This is a genomic window from Stenotrophomonas sp. ZAC14A_NAIMI4_1 (assembly GCF_003086915.1).
In the GTDB taxonomy this organism is placed as follows: domain Bacteria; phylum Pseudomonadota; class Gammaproteobacteria; order Xanthomonadales; family Xanthomonadaceae; genus Stenotrophomonas.
Genome location: NZ_CP026002.1, coordinates 703,213 through 728,026 on the forward strand (window position 1 = coordinate 703,213; position 24,814 = coordinate 728,026).

At 67.6% G+C, this 24,814-nt stretch carries 22 protein-coding genes; 14 read left to right on the top strand and 8 right to left on the bottom strand.

What is annotated here, in order from left to right; genetic code table 11:
• From C1926_RS03165 to C1926_RS03185, 5 genes are read left to right on the top strand one after another with little or no spacing between them, the layout of a single operon-like run.
• Positions 1–1,341 (top strand): sugar ABC transporter substrate-binding protein, encoded by a 1,341-nt coding sequence (locus C1926_RS03165; RefSeq protein ID WP_079222479.1) that lies wholly within the window; start codon positions 1–3, stop codon positions 1,339–1,341.
• Positions 1,338–2,219: a sugar ABC transporter permease gene (locus C1926_RS03170; RefSeq protein WP_108747025.1), complete on the top strand. Its 882-nt coding sequence runs from the start codon at positions 1,338–1,340 to the stop codon at positions 2,217–2,219. Before C1926_RS03165 ends, C1926_RS03170 begins: the two co-directional genes overlap by 4 nt.
• Positions 2,216–3,052 carry a carbohydrate ABC transporter permease gene (locus C1926_RS03175; RefSeq protein WP_108758229.1) on the top strand — a complete coding sequence of 279 codons (837 nt, stop codon included), beginning with the start codon at positions 2,216–2,218 and terminating at the stop codon, positions 3,050–3,052. Before C1926_RS03170 ends, C1926_RS03175 begins: the two co-directional genes overlap by 4 nt.
• Positions 3,049–6,216, top strand: a complete 3,168-nt coding sequence (locus C1926_RS03180) for a discoidin domain-containing protein (RefSeq protein WP_108758230.1) — start codon at positions 3,049–3,051, stop codon at positions 6,214–6,216. Before C1926_RS03175 ends, C1926_RS03180 begins: the two co-directional genes overlap by 4 nt.
• Before the next feature lie 2 nt (positions 6,217–6,218).
• Positions 6,219–7,109, top strand: coding sequence for an endonuclease/exonuclease/phosphatase family protein (locus tag C1926_RS03185; protein WP_108758231.1), 891 nt, complete (start codon positions 6,219–6,221; stop codon positions 7,107–7,109).
• A gap of 535 nt (positions 7,110–7,644) precedes the next feature.
• Here C1926_RS03185 and rne read toward each other — a convergent pair.
• On the bottom strand, positions 7,645–10,953 hold the full coding sequence (gene rne, locus C1926_RS03190) for a ribonuclease E (protein ID WP_108758232.1): 3,309 nt from the start codon (positions 10,951–10,953) through the stop codon (positions 7,645–7,647).
• Between the two features lie 407 nt (positions 10,954–11,360).
• Between rne and C1926_RS03195 the strand changes: the two genes are divergently transcribed.
• A complete protein-coding gene (locus tag C1926_RS03195) occupies positions 11,361–12,335 on the top strand; it encodes an RluA family pseudouridine synthase (protein ID WP_108758233.1) in 975 nt (324 codons plus the stop codon).
• 268 nt (positions 12,336–12,603) lie between these two features.
• Here the strand turns inward: C1926_RS03195 and zupT are convergent, their stop codons facing one another.
• The 3 genes from zupT to C1926_RS03210 form a co-directional block, all read right to left on the bottom strand.
• Positions 12,604–13,413 (bottom strand): zinc transporter ZupT, encoded by an 810-nt coding sequence (gene zupT / locus C1926_RS03200; RefSeq protein ID WP_079222472.1) that lies wholly within the window; start codon positions 13,411–13,413, stop codon positions 12,604–12,606.
• A gap of 96 nt (positions 13,414–13,509) precedes the next feature.
• Positions 13,510–13,926 (bottom strand): energy transducer TonB, encoded by a 417-nt coding sequence (locus tag C1926_RS03205; RefSeq protein WP_079222471.1) that lies wholly within the window; start codon positions 13,924–13,926, stop codon positions 13,510–13,512.
• Complete coding sequence (locus tag C1926_RS03210) at positions 13,923–14,273, bottom strand: 4a-hydroxytetrahydrobiopterin dehydratase (protein ID WP_079222470.1); 351 nt, start codon at positions 14,271–14,273, stop codon at positions 13,923–13,925. Before C1926_RS03210 ends, C1926_RS03205 begins: the two co-directional genes overlap by 4 nt.
• Positions 14,274–14,363: 90 nt before the next feature.
• On the opposite strand from C1926_RS03210, the gene C1926_RS03215 reads away from it, so the two are divergent.
• A complete protein-coding gene (locus C1926_RS03215; RefSeq protein WP_079222469.1) occupies positions 14,364–14,963 on the top strand; it encodes an NfuA family Fe-S biogenesis protein in 600 nt (199 codons plus the stop codon).
• A 10-nt stretch (positions 14,964–14,973) separates the two neighbouring features.
• Positions 14,974–16,749: a hypothetical protein gene (locus C1926_RS03220; protein WP_108758234.1), complete on the top strand. Its 1,776-nt coding sequence runs from the start codon at positions 14,974–14,976 to the stop codon at positions 16,747–16,749.
• 61 nt (positions 16,750–16,810) lie between these two features.
• Here C1926_RS03220 and C1926_RS03225 read toward each other — a convergent pair whose 3' ends face one another.
• Positions 16,811–17,224, bottom strand: a complete 414-nt coding sequence (locus C1926_RS03225; RefSeq protein WP_079222467.1) for a barstar family protein — start codon at positions 17,222–17,224, stop codon at positions 16,811–16,813.
• Positions 17,221–17,679 carry a ribonuclease domain-containing protein gene (locus C1926_RS03230; RefSeq protein ID WP_108760619.1) on the bottom strand — a complete coding sequence of 153 codons (459 nt, stop codon included), beginning with the start codon at positions 17,677–17,679 and terminating at the stop codon, positions 17,221–17,223. The genes C1926_RS03225 and C1926_RS03230 overlap by 4 nt, the downstream gene beginning before the upstream one ends.
• A gap of 222 nt (positions 17,680–17,901) precedes the next feature.
• On the opposite strand from C1926_RS03230, the gene C1926_RS03235 reads away from it, so the two are divergent.
• Positions 17,902–18,513, top strand: a complete 612-nt coding sequence (locus C1926_RS03235; RefSeq protein WP_079222465.1) for a superoxide dismutase — start codon at positions 17,902–17,904, stop codon at positions 18,511–18,513.
• A gap of 186 nt (positions 18,514–18,699) precedes the next feature.
• On the opposite strand, the gene C1926_RS03240 is transcribed toward C1926_RS03235, so the two are convergent.
• A complete protein-coding gene (locus C1926_RS03240; protein WP_108758235.1) occupies positions 18,700–19,551 on the bottom strand; it encodes an endonuclease/exonuclease/phosphatase family protein in 852 nt (283 codons plus the stop codon).
• A 161-nt stretch (positions 19,552–19,712) separates the two neighbouring features.
• Between C1926_RS03240 and C1926_RS03245 the strand changes: the two genes are divergently transcribed.
• Both C1926_RS03245 and C1926_RS03250 read left to right on the top strand, forming a co-directional pair.
• Entirely contained in the window at positions 19,713–21,278 is a 1,566-nt protein-coding gene (locus tag C1926_RS03245) for an oligopeptide:H+ symporter (protein ID WP_108758236.1), read from the top strand.
• A gap of 12 nt (positions 21,279–21,290) precedes the next feature.
• Positions 21,291–21,914: a rhomboid family intramembrane serine protease gene (locus C1926_RS03250; RefSeq protein WP_079222462.1), complete on the top strand. Its 624-nt coding sequence runs from the start codon at positions 21,291–21,293 to the stop codon at positions 21,912–21,914.
• 43 nt (positions 21,915–21,957) lie between these two features.
• Here C1926_RS03250 and C1926_RS21655 read toward each other — a convergent pair whose 3' ends face one another.
• Positions 21,958–22,122, bottom strand: a complete 165-nt coding sequence (locus C1926_RS21655; protein ID WP_174208690.1) for a hypothetical protein — start codon at positions 22,120–22,122, stop codon at positions 21,958–21,960.
• Between the two features lie 210 nt (positions 22,123–22,332).
• Here C1926_RS21655 and C1926_RS03255 point away from each other — a divergent pair, with 210 nt between their 5' ends.
• The 3 genes from C1926_RS03255 to cfa all read left to right on the top strand — a co-directional run bounded on the left by C1926_RS03255 (position 22,333) and on the right by cfa (position 24,686).
• Complete coding sequence (locus C1926_RS03255; RefSeq protein ID WP_079222461.1) at positions 22,333–22,635, top strand: GNAT family N-acetyltransferase; 303 nt, start codon at positions 22,333–22,335, stop codon at positions 22,633–22,635.
• Between the two features lie 63 nt (positions 22,636–22,698).
• The gene (locus C1926_RS03260) at positions 22,699–23,553 is read left to right on the top strand and encodes a DUF3298 and DUF4163 domain-containing protein (protein WP_174214075.1); all 855 of its coding nucleotides are present in this window, start codon (positions 22,699–22,701) and stop codon (positions 23,551–23,553) included.
• 17 nt (positions 23,554–23,570) lie between these two features.
• Positions 23,571–24,686 carry a cyclopropane fatty acyl phospholipid synthase gene (cfa, locus tag C1926_RS03265; RefSeq protein WP_079222460.1) on the top strand — a complete coding sequence of 372 codons (1,116 nt, stop codon included), beginning with the start codon at positions 23,571–23,573 and terminating at the stop codon, positions 24,684–24,686.
• The last annotated feature ends 128 nt before the right edge of the window (positions 24,687–24,814 follow it).

Sequence of the window (24,814 nt, forward strand, 5' to 3'; positions counted from 1 at the left end):
GTGCACGATTGGATTGACCGCCTGCGACGCTGGGCCCTGCCTGCGATGGCCGCACTGGCCATGGCCGGCTGCGCGCGCACCGAGCAGGGCACCACGACGGTCCGCTTCTGGGCCATGGGCCGCGAGGCCGAAGTGGTCAGTGAACTCATCCACGAGTTCGAGGCCGAGAACCCCGGCATAAAGGTGGATGTGCAGAACATTCCCTGGACGGCCGCGCACGAGAAGCTGCTGACCGCCTTTGCGGCCGACGGCCTGCCCGATGTCTGCCAGCTCGGCAACACCTGGGTGCCCGAGTTCGCCGAACTCAATGCACTGACCCCGCTGCAGCCGTTCGTGCAGCAGTCGTCCGTGGTCGATCCGAAGGACTACTTCCAGGGTATCTGGGATACCAACGTGATCCACGGCGAGCTGGTGGGCGTGCCGTGGTACGTCGACACCCGCCTGATCTTCTACCGCAAGGACCTGCTGGCGCAGGCCGGCTTCGACCATCCGCCGCGCACCTGGGCGGAGTGGGACGAGCAGATGGCCGCGATCAAGAAGATGCAGGGCCCGAACCGCTATGCGGTGCTGATGCCGATCAACGAGTTCGAGCAGCAGCTGTCGCTGGCCCTGCAGCAGCCCGATCCGCTGCTGCGCGACGAGGACACCCGCGGCAATTTCTCCAGCCCTGGTTTCCGTCGCACCCTGGCCTTCTACGCCAACATGTTCGAGCAGGGCTGGGCGCCGAAGATGTCCGAGACGCAGATCTCCAACGTCTGGGATGAGTTCTTCCGCGGCTTCAACGTGTTCTACATCTCCGGCCCCTGGAACATCCGCGAGTTCAAGAAGCTGCAGCCCAAGGAACTGGAAGGGAAGTGGGGCACCGCCGCCCTGCCGGGCCCGGACGGCCCGGGCGCGGGCATCGCCGGTGGCACCAGCCTGGTGATCTTCCGCAAGTCGCAGCAGAAGGAAGCCTCCTGGAAGCTGATCGAATTCCTGTCGCGCCCGGAAATCCAGGCCCGGTTCCACTCGATCATCGGTGACCTGCCGCCGCGCCGCAGTACCTGGAACGCCCCGTCGCTGGCCAACGATCCGCTGGCCGCCGCGTTCCGTGACCAGCTGGAGCGCGTCAAGCCCACGCCGAAGGTGCTCGAGTGGGAGCGCATCGTGCAGGAAATGCGCATCGTCACCGAGAAGGTGGTGCGTGGCGGCATGCCGCAGGACAAGGCCGTGGAAGAGCTGGACCAGCGCGTGGACAAGGTGCTGGCCAAGCGCCGCTGGATGCATGAACAACAACGCCTGCAGCGCAGCGATGCCCCCCCGGGCTCGACCAGTGCAGTCGCGGCCGGGAGCCCGCAATGAAACGTTCGTCCCTCGCCGGCTGGATCTTCGCCGGCCCCTCGCTGATCGTGCTGGGCGTGTTCTTCGGCCTGCCGGTGGCATCGGCGCTCGCCCTGAGCGTGACCGATTTCGACCTGTACGCGCTGGCTGACGGCGGCAACCTGCGCTTCGTCGGGCTGGGCAACTACGTCGACCTGCTGCAGACGCCGATGTTCTGGAAGTCGCTGTGGAACACCACCTATTTCGTGGTGATCGGCGTGCCGTTGTCGATCGGCGTGTCGCTGGGTGCGGCCATGCTGCTCAATGCACCGGCCGCGCGCTTCAAGGCCCTGTTCCGTACCGCGCTGTTCGCCCCGGTGGTGACCACCCTGGTGGCGGTGGCGGTGATCTGGCGCTACCTGTTCCATACCAGCTACGGCCTGGTGAACTACGGCCTGGGCCATATCGGCATCAGCCCGATCGACTGGCTGGGCGACCCGAACTGGGCGATGCCCACCATCATGCTGTTCGCTGTGTGGAAGAACTTCGGCTACAACATGGTGATCTTCCTGGCCGGCCTGCAGGCCATCCCGCATGACCTGTACGAGGCCGCGCGCATCGATGGCGCCTCGCGCTGGAAGCAGTTCCTGCACATCACCCTGCCGATGCTCGGCCCGGTGCTGCTGGTGGTTGGTGTCATTACCGTGTCCGGCTACTTCCAGCTGTTCGCCGAACCGTACGTCATGACCCGCGGCGACCCACTGCAGAGCACCGTCAGCGTGCTGTATTTCATGTTCGAGGAAGGCTTCAAGTGGTGGAACCTGGGACGCGCCTCCGCCGTGGCGTTCCTGCTGTTCCTGATCATCCTGGCGGTGACCACCGTGATGCTGCGTTTCGGCCGCAAGAGGCAGTTGGTATGAGTCGTGAGATCGGCCAGTCGCGCTGGCACCCGTGGATGATCAATGGCACGTTGCTGGTGCTGGCCCTGGTCAGCCTGGCACCGCTGTTGTGGATGCTCTCGGTGTCGTTCATGCCGCAGGGCGAGGCGACCCATTTCCCGCCGCCGCTGCTGCCTTCGCACGTCACCACCCACAACTACACCGAGCTGTTCGCGCGCACCGGCATGGGTGGCAACTTCGCCAACAGCCTGCTGGTGTCGGTGGCGATCACCTTCGGTTCGCTGCTGCTCAACACCATGGCCGGCTATGCGTTCGCCAAGCTGAACTTCGTCGGCCGCGAGCGCCTGTTCCAGGTGCTGATGGCGGCGCTGGTGATCCCGGCGCAGGTGGCGATGCTGCCGCTGTTCCTGCTGATGAAGCAGCTGGGCCTGGTCAACAGCTTCGGCGGCGTGATCGTGCCGGCGCTGGCCAGCGTGTTCGGCATCTTCCTGGTGCGCCAGTACGCCCGTTCCATCCCGGACGAGCTGCTGGAAGCGGCCCGCATCGACGGGGCAGGGGAGCTGCGCATCTTCTTCCAGATCGTGCTGCCGATGCTCAAGCCGGTGCTGGTGACCCTGGCGATCTTTACGTTCATGGGCGCGTGGAACGATTTCATGTGGCCGTTGATCGTCTTGACCGATCAGGAGCACTACACTTTGCCGGTGGCGCTGGCCACCCTCTCGCGCGAGCACATCATGGACGTGGAAATGATGATGGCCGGCGCGGTGGTCACCGTGGTTCCGGTGCTGGCCCTGTTCCTGGTGCTGCAGCGGTACTACATCCAAGGTCTGTTGCTGGGGAGCGTCAAGGGATGAAGCGAGCGATCGCCGTTGGATTGGGCCTGTTGTGGACCTCCCTGGCGATCGCCGCACCACCGGCGCTGCCGGCGCCCAAGGTGCTGGACGACTTCGATGACATCAGCGCGTGGAAGCTGGTGCTGTCCGACCAGGTCAGCGGTTCGCTGCGGCCGGTCAGCGGCGCCGGTGGCGGCCGCGCGCTGTGCCTGGACTACGACTTCCACAAGGTTTCCGGCTATGTCGGCCTGCGCCGCGCGCTGAACATCGAGTACCCGGCCAATTACCGCTTCGGCTTCCAGCTGCGCGGCGATTCCCCGCGCAACGACCTGCAGTTCAAGCTGATCGATGCCAGCGGCGACAATGTGTGGTGGGTCAACCGGCCGGGCTACAGCTTCAGCAAGGCTTGGGCGCCGGTGGAGTACCGCCGCCGCCAGATCGACAAGGCCTGGGGCCCCTCGGCCGAGAAGGAGATGGCGCGCAGCGCCGCGGTCGAGTTCACGATCTACAGCAAGGTCGGTGGCCGCGGCACCGTGTGCTTCGACAAGCTGACCCTGCAGGGCCTGCCGCCGCAGGACGAGTCGGCGCTGATGCCGTCGGTGATCGCCGACACGGCCACCGCGCTGCAGGACCGCATGATCGATGGCAAGAGCGATACGTTCTGGGTCAGTGGCGGGGTCAAGCAGCAGACCATCAGCCTGGATCTGCACAAGAGCCGCGAGATCGGCGGTGCGGTGATCGACTGGCTGCCCAACCTGGAGGCGACCCGCTACACGGTGCGCACCTCCGAGGACGGCCGCGACTGGCGTACGGTGCGCGAAGTCACCGGTGGCGGCGGTGGCCGTGACTGGCTGGCGCTGCCCGATACCGATGCGCGCTACGTGCGCTTCGATCTGCAGGATGGGCCGAACTGGCGCTATGGCATCCGCGATATCGCGCTGAAGCCGCTGGCCTTCGCGGCCACGCCCAATGCCTTCCTGTCCTCGGTGGCCGCCGACCTGCCGCGCGGTGCATTGCCGCGTGCCTACGTGGGCGAGCAGCCGTACTGGACCCTGCTGGGCCTCGACGGTGGCCAGGAGCAAGCGCTGATCAGCGAGGATGGCGCACTGGAGCCGGCCAAGGGCAGCTTCAGCATCGAGCCGTTCATCCGCATGGACGGCAAGCTGCTGGACTGGTCCAGCGTGGCCACCGCGCAGTCGCTGCAGGACCGTTACCTGCCCATCGCCACGGTCGACTGGGTGCATGAGAAGGCCGGCCTGTCGGTGACCAGTTTCGTGCAGGGCACGCCCGAGCGCGCCCAGCTGATCGGCCGCTACCGCCTGAGCAACCCGGACAAGGTCGCCCACGAATACACCCTGGCGCTGGCGATCCGGCCCTGGCAGGTCAACCCGCCGACCCAGTTCCTCAACACCACTGGTGGCTTCAGCCGCATCGAAGCGCTGGACGTGGGCGAGCAGCTGGTGCGCGTCAACGGCGAACCGCGCATCTACCCGCTGCAGGTCCCGGACGCGCGCTTTGCCACGACCTTCGACGGCAAGCTCGATGCGATGCACCTGGCGTCGGGCAACTTCCCGGCGACCACGGCGGTGAAGGACAGCACGGGCCTGGCCTCCGGCGCGATGCTGTACACCATCAAGCTGGAGCCGGGGCAGAGCCGGGAGGTGGCCGTGGTGCTGCCGCAGACCGGCGGCTGGAAGCCGCAGGCGCTGGACGTGGCCAAGGCGCAGCAGCAGGTGGCGGCGATGTGGCGCGACAAGCTGGGCGTGGTCAACCTGCAGGTACCGGCGGCCGGCCAGCCACTGGTTGAAACCCTGCGCACCGCCGTGGCGCACATGCTGATCTCGCGCGTGGGCCCGCGCCTGCAGCCGGGCACGCGTTCGTATGCACGCAGCTGGATCCGCGATGGCGCGATGATTTCCGAGGGCCTGCTGCGCATGGGCCGCAGCGATGCCGTGCGTGATTACGTGACCTGGTATGCGCCGTTCCAGTTCGAGAATGGCAAGGTGCCGTGCTGTGTCGACGCCCGCGGCAGCGACCCGGTACCCGAGAATGACAGCCACGGCGAGCTGATCTACAACATCGCCGAGTACTGGCGCTACACCGGCGACGGCACGTTCCTGGAACTGATGTGGCCGCACGTGCAGGGCGCCTACAATTACATGGAGCAGCTGCGCGCCAGCGAGCGCACCGAGGAGAACCGCGCACGCAACCCCGCTTTCTACGGGATGATGCCGGCCTCGATCAGCCATGAGGGCTATTCGGCCAAGCCGATGCACTCGTACTGGGACAACTTCTGGGCGCTGCGCGGCTACAAGGATGCTGCGCAGGTGGCGGCACAGCTGGGCAAGGTGGAGGCGATGCAGATCAGCGAGTCGCGCGACCAGTTCCGCGATGACCTGCAGGCTTCGCTGCTGGCCGCCATGCAGCAGCACAGGATCGACTACCTGCCCGGTTCGGCCGAGCTGGGTGACTTCGATGCCACCTCCACCACCATCGCGCTGGCGCCGGGTGGCGAGCAGGGCCGGCTGCCGCAGGAGGCGCTGGAGGCGACCTTCGAGCGCTACTGGAACGAGTTCGTCGCGCGCCGCGATGGCAAGCGCGAGTGGAAGGACTACACGCCCTACGAATGGCGCAACGTGGCGGCCTTCGTGCGCCTGGGCTGGCGCGATCGTGCCTGGCAGGCCACCCAGTTCTTCTTCAAGGACCGTGCGCCGCAGCCCTGGAACCAGTGGGCCGAAGTGGTCTCGCGCACGCCGCGCAAGCCGTTCTTCGTCGGTGACCTGCCGCATGCCTGGGTAGCGTCGGACTTCGTGCGCTCGGCCTTGGACATGTTCGCCTACAACCGCGACGCCGATGAGGCGCTGGTGCTGGCGGCGGGCATTCCAACCGCCTGGTTCCAGGGGGATGGCATCGCCGTGCAGGGCCTGCGCACGCCGCAGGGCCAGTTGAACTACCGCCTGAAGCGCAGCGACAAGCAGCTGGTGCTCGAGCTGCAAGCGGGCCTGGTGCCGCCGCCCGGTGGCGTGGTGCTGCCGTGGCCGTACAGCGGCGATCCGGGTGAGGCCACCATCAATGGCGAGCCGGCCGAGTGGAACAACCGCGAACTGCGCGTGCACCAGTTGCCGGCGCGGGTCGAGATCGACGTGCCCAGCGCGGTGCGCCGCGCAGAACGCAAGGGACAGTAAGCATGGCGTTGAAGCAGGGGAGGGCGCGCGTGGCATTGCGCGGCCTGGGGCTGGCAATCGCACTGGCCCTGCCGGGGCTGGCACCGGCGCAGCAGGCGGCAGAGGCGGCGCCGGTCGCGGCCGAGGTGTCCACTGCGCCCGGCATGGGTATGGTGACGTTCAACCTGCACCACGACCGCGAGGACTGGCCGACCCGTCGGCGCACGATCCTGGCCGAGCTCAAGCGCCTGCAACCCGATGCCATCGCGCTGCAGGAAGTGATCCAGCGGCGCAATGTGCGCAACCAGGCGCAGTGGCTGGCCAGCCAGCTCGGCTACAAGTACGTGTTCGTTTCCACCGATCCGGTGGGGGCGCCCAAGCGCTACGGCAACGCGCTGCTGACCCGCCGCCCGATCCTGGCCCATGGCGAGCACCTGCTGCAGCCGCTGGATGACTACCGCACCGTGGCCCATCTGCGCATCGACGTGGACGGACAGCCGGTGAACGTCTATGCCACGCATCTGAACGAACGCAGCGACGAGCGTGGCCAAGGCATCCGCCGCAGCCAGGTGGAAGACCTGCTGCGCTTCATCACCGGGACATCGGCGGGCGCGCCCGTGGTGATCGCCGGTGATTTCAACGCGCTGGTGGACGCGGGCGACCTGAGCGAGCTGCGCAGCCATTACGGCGACAGCTATGGCAGCGTGCACGTGAATACCGACCTGGCCGGTGTGAGCACGTTGAACCGCCACTATTACCAGGCGCCCTCGCGTATCGACCACATCTTCTTCCAGCAGGACCGGATGGTCGCGCGCGAAGCGAAGATCCTGTTCGACCAGCCCGACGACAGCGGCCGCTTTGCCTCGGACCATTACGGCGTCTGGACCCGGTTGCAGTTCGCCCCGGCGCGCTGACGCCGCGGGATTTCATGCTCTGGCAGGTGCCAACGTTGGTTGGCACGGGCGCGTCCGCGTGCGTTGAATCAACGGCGCTCTGGCAGGTGCCAACCTTGGTTGGCACGGGCGTGTCCGCGCGCGTTGAAGCAACGGCGCTCTGGTAGGTGCCAACCTTGGTTGGCACGGGTGCGTCCGCGTGCGTTGAATCGACGGCGCCAACCAAGGTTGGCATCTACCAGGGTGGTGCCCGTGCTCCGGCAGGGCCGGCGTGCGTTGAATCAAAGGCGCTCTGGTAGGTGCCAACCTTGATTGGCACGGGCGCGTCCGCGTGCGTTGAATCGACGGCGCCAACCAAGGTTGGCATCTACCAAGGCGGTGCCCGAGCTCCGGCCCTCTGGCAGGTGCCAACCTTGGTTGGCACGGGCGTGTCCGCGTGCGTTGAATCAACGGCGCCAACCACGGTTGGCATCCACCCATGCAGTGCCGGACGTACAAACAAAAACGGCGGGGATCATCGATCCCCGCCGTTTCGTTTCAAGCGATCAAAGAACGATCAGTTCGCCGGCGGCGTGCGCTTGGCGGCCTCTTCGTCTTCGTCCGATGCCTGGGCATCGGCGGCCTGGCTGGCCGAATCGGCGTGGCCGTCGGCCACCGGGTCGATGGACGGCGTCACCACGGCTTCGGCCACCGGTGCGGCAGCTTCAACCGGCGCGGCTTCGACAGCCACCGGCGCGGCCGGCTGCTCGACGATCGGTGCGGTTTCGACCACCGGGGCGGCCTCGACGACCGGCTTTGCTTCAACCACCGGAGCGGCTTCCACCACCGGAGCGACGTCCGCCACGACCGGTGCGGCTTCAACCACCGGGGCGGTTTCAGCAATCACCGGCTTGGCTTCGACGACCGGAGCCACTTCAACCACCGGAGCGGCTTCGACGACCACCGGTGCCGGCGCGGCCACAACAGCGGCCTCCTCGACAACCGGCTTGGCCTCGGCGACCACGGCCACCGGCGCTGCCGGCTGGGCCGGGGTTGCGGCGTCGATCTCGTCCAGCATGCTGGTCTGCACCGGCTGCGGCTTCGGCTCGGCCTTGGCGGCAGATTCCTGGGCGGCAGCATCCTGCGGGGCCACCGCGTCGACCACGGCGCTGCTCACGGCAACCACCGGGGCGGCAGCGGCAACAGCCACCGGCGCACGGGCCGGCTTCCCGGCTTCCACGGCCACCGGCTCGACTTCGTCATCGAAATCGAATTCCGGCTGCGAACGGCCCGCCTGCGCGGCAGCGACCGGGGCGGCCTCGGCAGCGTGGTCGGCGACCTGTTCGGTGCTGTCGTTGTCGTTGTCATCGCTTTCGTCACCGTCGTCCTGGTCATCGCCCAGGGCATCGGTACCGGCGGCATTCTCGGCGCCACCGCGACGACGACGACGGCCACCGCGACGGCCACGACGGCGGCGGGTCGCGCCTTCGCCTGCCTGCTCGCCCGAGGCGTCGGTTGCTGCGTCTTCGCCGGACACGGCCGTCGCGTCGGCGTCAGCGCCTGCGTTGGCGACGGCATCGGCGGCCGGTGCGGCATCAGTCACCAGCACGTCGGCGGCCGGTGCAGCCGGTGCCACCGGAGCGGCCGGTGCAGTGCCTTCCTGCGCGGTCACCGCATTGGCGGCGACGGCGGTGGCGGCGACAGCGGCCGCTGCCGTTGCGGTATCGACCGGTGCTTCGGCGGCGGTGCGCTGCGGCTTCTCGGCCGGCTTGTCGCCGTCCTGCTGCGGACGCGGCTGCTTGGGCTGCTTCAGCTTCGGCTGCTGCTGCGGGTTCTGGCCCTGCTGCTCGTTGCGCGGCGGCTTCTGCTGCTGCGGCTGCTGCTGGCCATCCTTCTGCTGGGCGTCCTTCTGCTTGCCCTGCTGCGGCTGCTGCTGGGCGTTGCCGTTGTTGTTGCCGCCCTGGCGGCCGTCCTTGCGCTGCTCACCGCGGTCCTTGCGGTTGCCGCCGTCCTTCTGCTGCTGGGCATTGGCGTTGCCGCCATTGCCACGGCTGTCGTCGCGACGGTCCTTGCGGTCCTTGTTGCGATCCTTGTTGCGGTCCTTGCGGCCACCGTCCTGCTGCGGCTGGCGGGCAGCCGGAGCCGGCGCGGCGGCCGGAGCCGGTTCGCCACCGAAGATGCGCTTCAGCCAGCCGACCACGCCGCCACTGGCGGCCGGTGCCGGGGCTGCGGCGACCGGTGCCGGGGCCGGAGCGGCCACCGGTTCGGCTTCGGCACGCACCGGGGCCGGTGCGGTGTGCTTGACCTGGGTCACCGCCGGCGGCGGGATGTTCAGCTGGCCCTTGGTCAGCGCGTGCACCGGCAGCTTGCGCGGGGTGCCGCGCTGGTAGCTCGGCTTGTTGCTCTCTTCACCCAGCTCGTTCTCGCGCAGGCGGGTCACGGTGTAGTGCGGGGTGTGCAGCTGTTCGTCGGCGACGATCACGATCGGCGCCTCATGGCGCTTCTCGATCTCGCGCAGGGCGCTGCGCTTCTCGTTCAGCAGGTAATTGGCGATCTCCACCGGGGCCTGGACCAGCACCTGCCCGGTGTTCTCCTTCATCGCATGCTCTTCGGCGACGCGGATGATCGACAGCGACAGCGACTCGACGCTGCGCATGCGGCCGTGGCCGTCGCAGCGCGGGCAGACGATCTGGCTGGATTCACCCAGGCTCGGGCGCAGGCGCTGGCGGCTCATTTCCAGCAGGCCGAAGCGCGAGATGCGGCCGACCTGGACGCGCGCGCGGTCGTACTTCAGCGCGTTGGCCAGGCGGTTCTCGACCTCACGCTGGTGCTTGTTGGAGGCCATGTCGATGAAATCGATGACCACCAGGCCGCCCAGGTCGCGCAGGCGCAGCTGGCGGGCCACTTCCTCGGCCGCTTCCAGGTTGGTCTGGAAGGCGGTGTCCTCGATGTCGCTGCCCTTGGTGGCGCGCGAGGAGTTGACGTCGACGGCGGTCAGCGCTTCGGTCTGGTCGACCACGATCGAGCCGCCTGACGGCAGGCGCACGTTGCGCTCGTAGGCGCCTTCGATCTGCGATTCGATCTGGAAGCGGTTGAACAGCGGGATGTCGTCCTTGTAATGCTTGAGCTTGCGCAGGGTCTGCGGCATCACCTGCTGCATGAACTCGCGGGCGTGCTCGTACATCTCCTCGGTGTCCACCAGGATCTCGCCGATGTCGGCGCGCAGGTAGTCACGCAGGGCGCGCACGATCAGGCGCGATTCCTGGTAGATCAGGAACGGTGCCGGCTTGCTCAGGGCCGCCTCGGCGATCGCGCGCCAGACGTTCAGCAGGTAGTCCAGATCCCACTGCAGTTCTTCGGCATCGCGGCCGACGCCGGCGGTGCGGATGATCACGCCCATGTCGTCGGGGATGTTCAGCTTGTCCAGGGCGTCCTTCAGGGCAGCCCGGTCTTCGCCTTCGATGCGACGGGAGACACCGCCCGCGCTCGGCGAGTTCGGCATCAGCACCATGTAACGGCCGGCCAGCGAGATGAACGTGGTCAGGGCGGCGCCCTTGTTGCCACGCTCTTCCTTGTCCACCTGGACGACGATTTCCTGGCCTTCCTTCAGCAGCTCGCGGATGCCGGCCTTGTTGTGGTCGACACCGGCCTGGAAGTAGTCGCGGGAAATTTCCTTCAGCGGCAGGAAGCCATGGCGGCCACCACCGTATTCGACGAAGGCCGCTTCCAGCGAGGGCTCGATGCGGAAGATCCGGCCCTTGTAGATGTTGGACTTCTTCTGTTCCTTCGCCGGCTGCTCGATATCGATGTCATACAACGACTGGCCATCGACGATGGCAACACGCAGCTCTTCAGCCTGCGTGGCGTTGATCAGCATTCGCTTCATTGTTGCGTTCCTCGCAAGCGGCTACCGCGCGGAACGCCATGGGGTTTCGCCTCTGGACACGGTTCGCCGCCCATTCGCGCATGCGCGGGGAGGGCGGCTTGGGTTTCCAGCGCTACGACACCACGGCAGGCCGCGGGAGCGCTTCACTTTTCTGGTTTTGGGGTGTTGCAGGGCCGGCGGCAGCTGTCAGCCAGGCTGGAGCGCCGCGCGGGACATGTTCAGCACGGTTGCGTGTCAGGCATCCGGCGATGGCCGGGAAGGCCGGTGAGCCGCTAACATGGCCGCCCCGCGGGCGGTGGTCGCGCACTGTGCCGGATTCGTCGGAAGCTGGGCTTCTGGCCCTGAGTAACTTCCAACAAAATCAATCCCTTATCTCGCCCCCCGAGTGTAACAGAATAAACAGCCAGATGACTGCCTCAGACCCTACCAAGCCAGCCGGCGACAAGCCTTCCGTGCGCATGATCACCGTTCCCGAGGACCGTGCCGGGCAGCGCCTGGACAATTTCCTGCTGGGCCAGCTCAAGGGCGCCCCGCGCAGCCTGGTCTACAAGCTGGTGCGCAGCGGCCAGGTCCGCGTGAACGGCGGCCGCGCCAAGGCCGAGCGCAAGCTGGAGGCCGGCGACGAGGTGCGTGTGCCGCCGGTTCGTCTCACTGAAGAAGGAGACAAGGCCGGTCCGCCCGAGTCCTTCATGCGCCGCCTGGAGCAGGCCATTGTCTTCGAGGATGCGCGCCTGCTGGCCCTGAACAAGCCGACCGGCGTGGCCAGCCATGGCGGCAGCGGCATCAGCTTCGGCGCCATCGAGACCCTGCGCGCCCTGCGCCCGGGGCAGACCCTGGAGCTGGTCCACCGGTTGGATCGCGACACCTCCGGCCTGCTGATCGTGGCCAAGAAGCGTTCAGCGTTGAGCGAGCTGCAGGCACTGCTGCGTGAAGACCACGGCGCCGGCATCCGCAAGCGCTACCTGACCCTGCTGGCTGGCCGCATGCCCGACGGCGTGATGACGGTCGACGCGCCGCTGCACGTGGGCCTGCGCCAGGGTGGCGAGCGCCACGTCCAGGTCAACGCGATCGGCAAGGAGTCGATCAGCCACTTCCGCGTGCTTGAGCGCAAGGGCGGCCATTCGTACTGCGAAGTGCGCATCGAAACGGGGCGTACCCACCAGATCCGCGTGCATGCCCAGCATCTGGGTCATCCGGTGGCCGGTGACGACAAATACGGCGATCCGGCAGTGAACAAGCGGCTTCGTGAGCAGATCGGGCTGAAGCGCCTGTTCCTGCACGCGGCCTCGCTGGAGTTTGCGCTGGACGCCGGCAAGACCCCGTACGTGCTGAACGCACCGCTGGCCGATGAGCTGGTCGAAGCGCTGGACCGGCTGAAGTAGGGAACCTTTGTAGAGTCGAGCCACGCTCGACTTACGCGCGCAGCGCGCGCTTCGCTCTTCAGTTTTTTCATCGCGCGGCTGGCGTGCACGGAAAAATGACGGGGCACGGGCGGGGTCGGCTTGCAGGGGTGTCTGCGGCATGGATGCCGCGGACAAGCCCCCATGGATGGGTTCACGGCGTCCCCTGCAAGCCGGCCCCGCCCGTGACCTCGACCGATGCTCTAGATGGCCGGCCGCGAGGGGGCTCAGCCCGTTGGCCGGGAACCGATCACCATTTGAACAACACCAGGCTGATCGCCAGCGTGCCCATGCCCGCCACGAGCCCGTACACCGTCTCGTGGCCCTTGGCATAGCGCTTGGCTGCAGGCAGCAGCTCATCCAGCGCCAGGAACACCATCACGCCGGCAATCAGCCCGAACACCCAGCCGAACGTGGCGTGCGACAGCGAGCCCTTCAGCAGGAAGTAGCCGAGCACCGCGCCCACCGGCTCGGCCAGGCCCGACAGCAGGCTGGCCAGGAAGGCATGCAGCTTGCTCTGTGTGGCGAAGTACACCGGCACCGCGATCGCGATGCCCTCGGGAATGTTGTGGATGGCGATGGCGAAGGCGAGCGGCATGCCCACTGACGGGCTTTCCACGGTCGCGAAGAAGGTCGCCAGGCCCTCGGGAAAGTTGTGCGCGGTGATCGCCACGGCGGTCAGCAGGCCGACGCGCTTGATGTAGGCCTTGTTGTTGTCGAGGAACGCCGGTTCCTTCGAATCCAGCGTCTCGTGCGGGTTCGGGATCAGGTGATCGATCGCCACGATGGCCAGCACGCCCAGCAGGAAGGCGATGGTGCCGTAGGTGAAACCGCTGCGCTCGCCATAGGCCAGTGCGAACGATGCGATCGATTTGTTCAGGATTTCCGACAGCGAGACATACACCATCGCGCCGCCGGCAAAGGCCAGGCCGAAGGCCAGCAGGCGGGGGCTGGGCCGGCGCGAGAACAGCACCAGCAGGCTGCCGATGGCTGTCGCCAGGCCGGCAGCAAGGGTGACCGCAAGCGCGATCCAGAAGTTTTCCGGGGAGATCTGCAGCATTTACCGACGCGTTCCTGGTCATTCAGCAACCGCCCCGGGCAAGCCGGGGAGGCGGGGGCGAGGCGGGCGTCGGCTGGCCTCGTCGCTACGCGGCCTTCAGCCGCCGCGGCGCATCCGCTCTTCGATGGCGAAGCACTGGTCCGGCTTCGGCTGCGGCGGGTTGAAGCTGACCGGTACCTGGATGGTGGCGGGCACGGCCTGGCCGTTGCGGGTGGCGGCCTTGAACTCCCAGGCCTGCACGGCGGTCCGGGCCAGGTCGTCCAGCTGCGCGTTGCCGGCGCCGGTCAGCAGCAGGACCTCGCTGGGGCGGCCATCGGTGCCGATGGTGACCTTGAAGGTGCTGGTGCCGCCCACGCCGGTGCAGGCCAGTTCCATGGGGTACTGCGGCGGCGGGGTTTTCACTGCCGCCACCTCGGTGGGCGGGGCGGCCGGCGGCGCCGGCGGCTCGGACGAACCACAGCCGGCCAGGCCGGTGGCGGCGAGCAGGGACAGGCTCAGCAGTCGAACATTCATTTCACGTGCTCCGTCAGGGCCGAGGTCTTGGCTGCGCAGATGAAGTCGTTCTCGCTCAGCCCGCCCACGTCATGGGTGGAGTAGCGCACGACGGCGCGGTCGTAATGCACGCCCAGGTCCGGGTGGTGGTCCTCGTGGTGGGCGATCCAGGCCAGCGCGTTCACGAAGGCCATGGTGGCGTAGTAATCCTTGAAGCGGAACGTGCGCACCAGCGCCTGGCCGGCCTCGGCCAGTTCCCAGCCCGGCACCTGCGGCAGCAGTTCGGCCAGGCGGGCCTCGCCCAGCTTGTGATCGCTGCCCTTGCGCGGCACGCAACGCGCCTGCGCCAGCGGAATCAGGTCGGACATGGGTTCCTCCACCTCGTGTTGACTGAACAATGCGCCGGGCGGTGTATAAACCGTATGAGCGACCGACGCTGACTTGGCTAGAATAGCCTGATGATCCAGATCTCCGACACTGCCCAGACCCACTTCCGCAAGCTGATCGAACGCGAGGGCGTGCCCGGCATGGGCGTGCGCCTGAGCGCCGTCGACCCCGGCACCCCGCGCGCAGACGCCCGCCTGGAGTTCGCCGAACCCAGCGACCTGCTCGGTGACGAGTGGGCGGTGGACTGCGATGGCTTCACCCTCTACGTCGACGCACTCAGCGTGGGCTGGCTCGACGGTGCCGAGATCGACATCGTCCCGGGCAACGCCGGCACCCAGCAGCTGACCATCAAGGCCCCGCGCATCAAGGGCGAAGCGCCCGGTGAAGCCGCCTCGCTGGTCGAGCGCGTGCACTGGGTCGTGGAAAACGAAGTCAACCCGCAGCTCGCTTCGCATGGCGGCAAGGTCGCGGTGCAGGAAGTCTCGGCCGATGGCGTGGTGCTGCTGCGCTTCGGCGGCGGCTGCCAGGGCTGTGGCATGGCCGACGTGACGCTCAAGCAGGGCATCGAGAAGACCCTGATGGGCCGCGTGCCGGGCGTCACCGCCGTGCGCGATGCGACCGACCATGACAGCGGCCACGCGCCGTACATCCCCCGCGGCAACGCCGCCTGATCGCCAACGCGTGCCTCTGCCCAGAGCCGAGCAACTCATCGATCTGCTGCTGGCGCGCCAGCAGCACCCCCTCATCCTCGAAAAACGCACGCGCCTGCCGTATGGCTGGGCGATCTGGCTGCGCTCGCTGAAACCGATCGCGCGGCCGTTCCACGCCGGCGATGTGATCGCAGTGCTGCTGCCACGACCGCTGCCCGGTCGTCCCGGCGTGCTGCCGGCGCTGGGCCCATGGGGCGCCGCGCGGCGCCTGCTGTGGCAGGACTGGGAACCGGCCCCGCGCGACCAGCGCTGGATGCGCTGGACCTCGGCCGTGGCCAGTGCGCTGCTGCACCTGCTGTTCTTCCTGCTGCTGTTGTGGGTGGCAGTGATCCGCACCCGTGCGCCGGAGGATGCCGGTGCCGAAGGTGAGCGCGTGCAGATTGAATTTGTCGGCCGTGGTGCGCAGGAGGGCGGCGGCGACCAGCCCGGCGCCGAGGCGGCGGCCGCTGCCGAAACCGGTGCCACCGCCAGTGGGCAGCCGGCGGGCGAGGCCAGTGCGCCACGTCCGCAGCCGGCCGCGCCTGCCGTCGCCGCCCCGGCCGTGGCCGCCAGCGCCGCGGTGACCCCGCCACCGCCGGTGCAGAGCGAACCCGCGCCGCAGGCTTCGCCCCCGCCGACACCGGTGCAGGCCACCGAAGTGGCCGAGGCCACCACTGATTTCGTGGTACCACCGGTCAGCGTGCCGCGCACCGAAGTGAACATCGTGCCGCGTGACACCACGCCCGCCGTGCGCGAGCGCAGCGTACAGACCGTGCAGGCGCCAGCCGTACCGATGCAGGTGCGGCAGGTGCCGCTGGCCGTGCCTGCCCCGGCGGTCCGCGAGGTGCAGGTGCAGGAGCGTGAGGTCGCCACGCTTGAAGCTCCGGTGGCGCCGCAGCCGTTGCGCAGTGCTGACGTGCAGGTACGCCTGCCGCAGCAGCGCGAGGTGCAGGTGCGCGAGCGCGAAGTGCAGGCGGTGGTCGACCCGCAGGTGCGGATGGCGGCCGTGCCTGGCCGCGAACCCAGTGTGCGTGCGCAGACCGGTCGTGAGGTGCAGGTGCGCGAACGCAGCGTGGCTAACGCGCCGGTCGCTGCGCCGTCGCCCTCCAGTGGCGCCAGCAATGCACCGACGCCGGCCCCGGCCGGCAGTGCGGCCCGCCAATCCAGTACGGCATCGGCGCGACCGGCCACCAGTTCGGCGACCCCCGCGCAGGCCGGTGCGCGTCCTGCGCCGGACCCGGGCAACTGGGCAACGCCGGCAAAGGGCGATGATTGGGGTGCCTCGGACCGCAACCGTGACGGCGCGCGCAGCGGTGCAGCGCAGGCCAGCACGCAGGGTGCGGGGCAGGGTGCGGGGCAGGGGCTGTTCAATGCCGATGGCAGCGTGAAGGTGCCGGGCGGGGAAGGCAAGGGTGAGGCCGAGCGTGGTGCCCCGGGTGGGGCCAACGATGGCTGGACCAAGGAGCGCATCGCCGAGTCGGGCCGATGGCTGAAGCGGCCGCCGTACGACTACACGCCCACCTCGTTCGACAAGTACTGGGTGCCGCAGGAATCGCTGCTGGCCGAATGGGTGCGCAAGGGCGTCAAGGCGATGGAGATCCCGTTGCCGGGTACCAGCACGAAGATCTCCTGCGTGATCTCGATCCTGCAGGCCGGTGGTGGCTGCGGCCTGACTGACCCGAACATGCAGGACCAGCCGGCGGTGGCAAGGCCGCCACCGGACATCCCGTTCAAGAAAGAGCTGCAGGAAGATAACGGCAGCCGGTAACGGCGGACTGTACGCCGCATGCCGCGCTGCGCGCTCGCCGGGCGTGGCCCGGCGCTACCGTTTACTCGCTCTGCGAGAGGAACACCCAGAACGGCACGTCACGCCCGACCCAGTCGCGGCTGGCTTCGTCCATCACATCCAGCAGCGTGTCGAAATCCTTCGCCGCGCCTGCGCGCAGCGCATCCACGTCGGCCAGGAACAGTGCATAGCCCGGTGCGGGCAGCCACTGCAGGTCGCGCAGGTTGTCGGCCAGCGCATCCCAGTTGCCGCCGAAGCCTGCCGGGAAATCGAGCTGTGCGGCCAGCCGCGCCAGCAGGGTGCGCTTGTCGGCCACGCCGTGCAGGTCGATGCGGATCACCTTCAGCGAAGCATCGCGCATGGCCGCAGCCAGGTCGCTGATGTCGCCGGTGTCGATGGCGTAGACGCCGGCGTTGTTGATGTCATGCAGGCCGAGGCCGAAATCGTCGTGGCTCATGGGCGTTCTCCCGGGGCCGGTACGGTGAAGCTGCGGAACGAATCGTAGTGATCGTCGGTGTAGTACCACGCCTGCGGCGGATCGCCGCCGGTGATGATGCGGCGCGCGCCACGGTTGGAGGCACCGGGGGTGTCGACCGTGTACTCGCGGTAGTAGCCGCGCGGCCGCTGCGGCAGGCGCTGCTCGCGGTTGCCGAAGGTGGTGCCGTCCTGGCGGTGCGGGTAGGGCCCGCCGCGCTGGATGAGGGGGATCGTCTGGCGCGCCTCGGCCGGCAGGAAGGCGGGCAGGCCGTCGTTGCGGTCGCCGCCGCTACGCGCAGCCGGTGTGCTGCGGTTGGCCGTGCCCTGCAGGTCCGGTGCGAACTGCGGTGCCGGTGGCCGCTGCAGGAAATGGTTGGCGACCAGGCCGAGCAGCAGCAGGGCGATGGCGGTGATCAACAGCCGGGGGTTGCGCATGGGCGGGCGGGCGAAGGGAATGCGTGCACTGTAGCGCCTGCGCGCTGCACCGTGCATGAGGATCGGCCGATGCGTCACCGCTGCGTAACAATTGCCAGTGCAATCACCTGCAGGACGCAATTTCCTTTACATCCCCCTTGGTAATCTGGCGGTCTGTCCCCATCATTCAACGCGCACCGCCCGACGACGCCGTCGGGTGCCCTCGCTATCAGGAGATGCATCATGGCCTACACCCTGCCCAAGCTGTCCTACGCCTACGACGCGCTGGAACCGAACATCGATGCGGCAACGATGGAAATCCATCACACCAAGCATCACCAGACCTACATCAACAACGTCAACGCGGCACTGGAAGGCACCGAGTACGCTGACCTGCCGGTCGAAGAGCTGGTGAAGAAGCTGAAGTCGCTGCCGGAGAACCTGCAGGGTCCGGTGCGCAACAACGGTGGTGGCCACGCCAACCACTCGCTGTTCTGGACCGTGATGGCTCCCAACGCCGGCGGCAACCCGGTCGGCGACGTGGCCAAGGCCATCGACAAGGACCTGGGCGGTTTCGACAAGTTCAAGGACGCCTTCACCAAGGCCGCACTGACCCGCTTCGGCAGCGGCTGGGCCTGGCTGAGCGTGACCCCGGACAAGAAGGTCGTGGTGGAAAGCACCGGCAACCAGGACAGCCCGCTGATGGAAGGCAACACGCCGATCCTGGGCCTGGACGTGTGGGAACACGCGTACTACCTGAAGTACCAGAACCGTCGCCCGGAATACATCGGCGCGTTCTTCAACGTCATCGACTGGAACGAAGTCGAGCGCCGTTACCAGGAAGCGATCGCCTGATTGCCGTAACGGCATGAAACGAAGAGGCCGGGGGAAACCCCGGCCTTTTTGTTTTCGTGCGACCGCATCCGCCGGGCATGGCCCGGCGCTACCTGATACGGGGGTAGCGCCGGGCCGGAAACGGGGTGACGCGGCGCCGGAAACGGGGGTAGCGCCGGGCCGTGCCCGGCGAGCGCAGCGGTGCGTTCATTCGGTTGCAGCCTGCACACCCTGCAGCCGCAGCGTGGCCATCACTCCCAGCCGCAGGCCGGGCAGGTCGCCGTCGGCGGGCAGCAGAATCGGTTGCTGGCGGATGCCGCCGAAATGCTTGACCTGGAACAGCACGTCCAGGCCGTGGCCGCTGGCGCCGCCGCCGCTGGCGGCCGGTGCTTCCGGCTTGCCGCCGGGGTTGCGCCGGGCCGGCTGGAAGCCGGGCGTGCTGCGTACCAGTTCGCTGGTGCCGGCAGCGAAATCACCGGCGATCAGGCTCGGCATGCCCTCGGAAGTGGCGCCGATCCAGGTCATCAGGTCACTGGTCTGGTGCTGGCGTGCCGTGGCCTCATCCGGGTCCGGGCGCAGGCGGGCCACGTAGACGTTGAGCTGGGCATCGCCCAGCCGCACGCGCATCATGCCGGCCGCACTGAAGGTGCCTGGCGGGTGCAGCAGGGTTACCCCGTCCTCGCTCACCGGCAGGCGGGTCAGCATGGCGTTGCCATGGCGCAGGGGCTGGCTGGGCGGGTCGGCGGTGACGAAATCGCAGCTGTAGCGCAGCCGGCTGGCCAGCCAGCAGGCGGGGTTGCGGCCCTGCTGCTGCAGTACCTGCTGCACCGAGATCACATCCGGCTGCAGTTCGGCCAGCAGCTGCAGCACCTGCTCGCGGCGCTGCTTCCACAGCGCGTCATCGCGGCTGGGCAGTTCCAGTGCGGCCACGGTCAGCTGGCGGCCCTCGTCGCCCGCGCCGCCGGCCAGCGGCGTCGCCTGCGGTCGCGCCCACGCGGGCACGGCCAGCAGAAGCACGAAGCAACCGAGCAGGAGGCGGGCAGGGGGAAGGCGGCGCATAACGATAAGTTTACGCTTTTGCCGTGCATGTGCCGTGACTTCCGGCAGGGTCGCGGCGGCCTGCCATGGATCGGCGGCGCTGTCATGCAGCCCTGCAGCGTGCTTCGCAAGCACGCCTTCCGTAAACTTGCGCCTTTCGCTTTGCAGGAATGCCTTACAGGATGAGCCACGACGCAGTCGCCCCCATCGCCGGCCAGGGAAAGATGCCGCGCCAGATCCCCTACATCATTGGCAACGAGGCCTGCGAACGGTTCAGCTTCTACGGGATGCGCAACATCCTGGTGCAGTTCCTGATCACCTCGCTGCTGCTGCAGGAAATCACTGCAGAAGGCCGCGCCGGTGAAGCCAAGGACATCATGCACAGCTTCATGATCGGCGTGTACTTCTTCCCGCTGCTCGGTGGCTGGCTGGCCGACAAGTTCTTCGGCAAGTACCACACCATCCTCTGGTTCAGCCTGGTCTACTGCGCCGGCCACCTCTGCCTTGCGCTGTTCGAGAACAGCCGCGAGGGCTTCTTCCTCGGTCTGGGCCTGATCGCGCTGGGCGCCGGTGGCATCAAGCCGCTGGTGGCCTCGTTCATGGGTGACCAGTTCGACCAGAGCAACAAGCACCTGGCCAAGTTCGTCTTCGATGCCTTCTACTGGATCATCAACTTCGGCTCGCTGTTCGCCTCGCTGCTGATCCCGCTGGTGCTGAAGAACTGGGGCCCGCAGTGGGCGTTCGGCATCCCGGGCATCCTGATGTTCATCGCCACCTTCGTGTTCTGGCTGGGCCGCAAGCGCTACGTGCTGGTGCCGCTGCCGCCGAAGGATCCGCATTCGTTCGCCAACGTGGTGCGCACCGCGCTGACCACGCACGTGGCCGGGCAGGGGCGTCCGGGCCTGGCCATCGCCGTGGCCGGCGTGGTCCTGGCCGTGGCCTCGCTGGGGCTGGTCGGCAGCCTGGGCATCGTCATCTGCCTGTGCATCGCGCTGGTGCTGATCCTGGCCGGCATCGGCGGCGGTACCTGGATGCAGCTGGACCGCGCCCGTGCCCAGCACCCGGCCGAGGCCGTGGAAGGCGTGCGCTCGGTGCTGCGCGTGCTGGTCATCTTCGCCCTGACCACGCCGTTCTTCTCGCTGTTCGACCAGAAGGCCTCGACCTGGGTGCTGCAGGGCCAGCAGATGCAGATGCCGAGCTGGTTCACCGCCTCGCAGATGCAGGCACTGAACCCGCTGCTGGTGATGATCCTGATCCCGTTCAACAACCTGGTGCTGTACCCGGCCCTGCGCCGCTTCGGCTTCGAGCCGACCGCGCTGCGCCGGATGACCGCAGGCATCGCCTTCAGCGGCCTGGCCTGGATCGTGGTGGGCGGCATCCAGGTGGTGATGGATGGCGGCAACGCCATGTCCATCTTCTGGCAGATGCTGCCGTACGCGCTGCTGACCTTCGGCGAGGTGCTGGTCTCGGCCACCGGCCTGGAGTTCGCCTACAGCCAGGCGCCGCAGGCCATGAAGGGCGTGGTGATGAGTTTCTGGAACCTGACCACCACCATCGGCAACCTGTGGGTGCTGCTGTCCAATGCAGCGGTGCGCAACCACACGGTGACCGAGAAGATCGCCGGGACCGGCCTCAGCGAGGCGGCGTTCCTGATGTTCTTCTTCGCCGGGTTCGCGTTCGTTGCGGCGTTGGCCTTCGGTTGGTATGCAAAACGCTATCGTATGGTCGACAACTACCGCACTGCCTGAGCCTGAGCTGACATGACCCCCGTCAATCTGCTGTTGATCGCCATCACAGCCGTCCTGTCGTGGATGGCGTTCAACAACCGCAAGCTGGCCGACCGCCTGATCCTGTGGCCGCCGGCGGTGGATCGCCACCGCCAGTACGACCGCCTGATCACCTACGGCTTCATCCACGCCGACTGGTCGCACCTGATCTTCAACATGATCACGCTGTTCTTCTTCGGCGGGCAGATCGAGAAGGTGATGCTGGCGTTGACCGGCAGCTGGCTGACCTACCCGGCGTTCTACCTGGGCGCGCTGCTGGTATCGATCCTGCCCAGCTACCTGAAGAACCAGAAGAACCCGAACTACCTGAGCCTGGGTGCGTCGGGCGCGGTGTCGGCGGTGCTGTTCGCCTTCATCCTGCTCAGCCCGTGGACGATCATCCTGGTGTTCTTCATTCCGGCGCCGGCCATCATCTATGCCGTGTTCTACGTCGGCTACAGCATCTGGATGGACAAGCGTGGCGGTGACCGCATCAACCACAGCGCGCATCTGGCCGGTGCCGCCTTTGGCGTGATCTTCATGCTGGCCATGCAGCCGGCCATCTTCAGCCACTTCCTGGCCCAGCTGTCGAACCCGACCTTCGGGTTCGGCCGCTGAGGGGCACGGGTCGGATCCATCAGGATCCGGCCCGCGTGGCGGCTCAGGCCGCCCGGGTCTGCTGGCCGTAGGTGTCGAGCAGGCGCGAGAACACTTCCTCGCCGATCCGCTGGAAATCCTGGTCGTCGGTCTGACCTTCCACTGCCAGCTGCAGCAGGCCCTCCAGCAGGGCGTGGTCGGTGTCGGTGTGGGAATCGCTGGGGTGCATGGCGGGCCTCCAAAGGCATGACACAGGGGCAACATTCGCAAGGGGCGTGCCAATCGGGCCGTATCCCTCCAGAGGGGTTAGCGACCGCCATTGCTGCAGCTTGAGGGCGGGATATGACGCAAACCGTCCAGACCTGCCCCTGTTCAGGCTTCACGCGGTCATGGCGCCCCGCTGCGCACCATGCGCGCAGTCGTCGCAGGAGACAGTCCCATGGCTTCGGTCACGCCCCCCGGTCTGGCCTACGAGGTCGAGCACGACCAGGCCAACCACCGTTTCATCGCCCATGTGCGTGGACAGCGGGCGCTGCTGGACTACCAGATCAAGCGCAGGCGCATGGTCATCACCCATACCGAGGTGCCCGAGCCGATCGCCGGCCGCGGCATCGCCGGTGAGCTGACCCGCGTCGCGCTGCGCTTCGCCCGCGAGCATAAGTACAAGGTGGTGCCGGCCTGCGCCTACGCCGAGGCCTTCCTGCAGCGCCACGAGGAGTTTCACGACCTGCTGGTAGGCTGAATGCAGCGGGCCACGCTTCAGCCATCGCAGGCGATGATGTACGAACATGAACAGGGGATCCCGATGAAGACTGGAAACAACCGGCCACTGCGTGCGAGCGCGCTGGCCGGCGCAATGGGCGTGCTGTTGCTGGCCGGTTGCCAGCGTGGCGAAGAGGCGGCTCCGGCCCCCGAGGCGGCGCCGGCGGCAGAAGCCACCGCGGCCGAACCCACGCCTGCCACTGAAGCACCGCTGGATCTGCGCGATGTGGTGGAGAACAACGAACGCGAAGTCGTCGGCATCAGCTACCCGGCCGGCATCGACCGCTACCCGGGCCTGGCGCGCGCGCTGCAGGAATACGCCACCTCCGCCCGCGGCGATCTGCAGCAGGCGCTGGACGGCCTGGGCAACGACAAGCCGACCATGCCCTACGAGCTGTCGCTGAGCTTCGAGAAGGTGCTGGAGACCCCGCAGCTGGTGGTGGTCAGTGCCGATGGCAGCCGCTATACCGGTGGCGCCCACGGCGAGCCGCTGGTGGCGCGCTTCGTATGGCTGCCGCAGCAGCAGCAGATGCTGAGCGCCAGCACGCTGGTGGCCGATGACAAGGGCTGGAAGGCGATCAGCGATTTCGTTGCCGACCAGCTGCGCGAGCGCGTGGCCACCCGCCTCAGCGGCGAGGACATGGAGCCGGCGGACCTGCAGGAATCGCTGCGCAACGCCTCGCGGATGATTGCCGAGGGCACCGGCCCGCAGGCCGAGAACTTCAGCCAGTTCCAGCCGCTGACCGACGACAAGGGCCAGATCACGGCGCTGCGTTTCGTGTTCCCGCCCTACCAGGTGGGCCCGTATTCGGACGGCACGCAGACGGCCGATGTGCCGGCCGCAGTGCTGCTGCCGCACGTGGCCAAGGATTACGTGGCGCTGTTCGCACGCGGGTAACCGCAGACGGAGGACGCGTGGACACAGGGTTGCAGGAGCGGGTTGCCGACCTGCTCCAGGAAGCCGGGGTCCGCATCGGCGGCACCCAGCCACAGGATATCCAGGTGCATGACCCGCGCTTCTTCGCGCGGGTCATGGGCCACGGCTCGCTCGGCCTGGGCGAGAGCTACATGGACGGCTGGTGGGATGCCAACGTCCTGGATGATTTCCTGGTCCACCTGATGATGGCGCACCTGGACGAACGCGTGCATGGCTGGCGCGAGGTGGCCGATGCGCTGAAGGCGCGGCTGTTCAACCTGCAGGCCGGGCAGGGCAGCTATGAAGTCGGCCGCCGCCATTACGACCTTGGCAACGACCTGTACCGGGCCATGCTGGGCAGGCGCATGGTGTACAGCTGTGGCTACTGGCGCAATGCCGCCGACCTGGATGCCGCGCAGGAGGCCAAGCTCGACCTGGTCTGCCGCAAGCTGGGCCTGCGGCCGGGCCAGCGCGTGCTCGACATCGGCTGTGGCTGGGGCGAGGCGTTGAAGTTTGCTGCTGAGCGCCATGGCGTCAGTGGCGTGGGCGTGACCATTTCGCAGGAGCAGGCGGCCTACGCGCGCGAGCTGTGCGCTGGCCTGCCGATCGAGATCCGCCTGCAGGATTACCGCGAACTGGACGAGCCGTTCGATGCGGTGTTTTCCATCGGCATGTTCGAGCACGTGGGTGACAAGAACTACGACAGCTTCTTCGAGGTGGCCCGGCGCTGCCTGTCGCCCCGTGGGTTGCTGCTGTTGCACAGCATCGGCACGAATGTGTCGCGGCACCGCACCGATCCGTGGATCGCCCGCTACATTTTTCCCAATTCGATGCTGCCTTCGGCGGTGCAGATCACCCGGGCCTTCGAGGGGCGCTTCGTGCTGGAGGACTGGCACAACTTCGGCACCGACTACGACCTGACCCTGCAGGCCTGGCGGCGCAACGTGGAAGCGGCGTGGCCGCAGCTGGATGCGCGCTACGACGAGCATTTCCGCCGCATGTGGCGGTTCTACCTGGCCGGGTCGATGGCCACCTTCCGCTGCCGGCATGCGCAGCTGTGGCAGCTGGTGCTGTCGCCGGAAGGTGTGCGCGGCGGGTACGTGGCGCCGCGTTGAGTTCATGGTCGGGGTCAGAGCCCTTTCCGTTGGAAAGGGATCCGACCCCGGGGTCAGATCCCATTTCATGGAAATGGGCTCTGACCCCGGCGGATGGAAAAAAACCGCCCGGTTTCCCGGGCGATTTT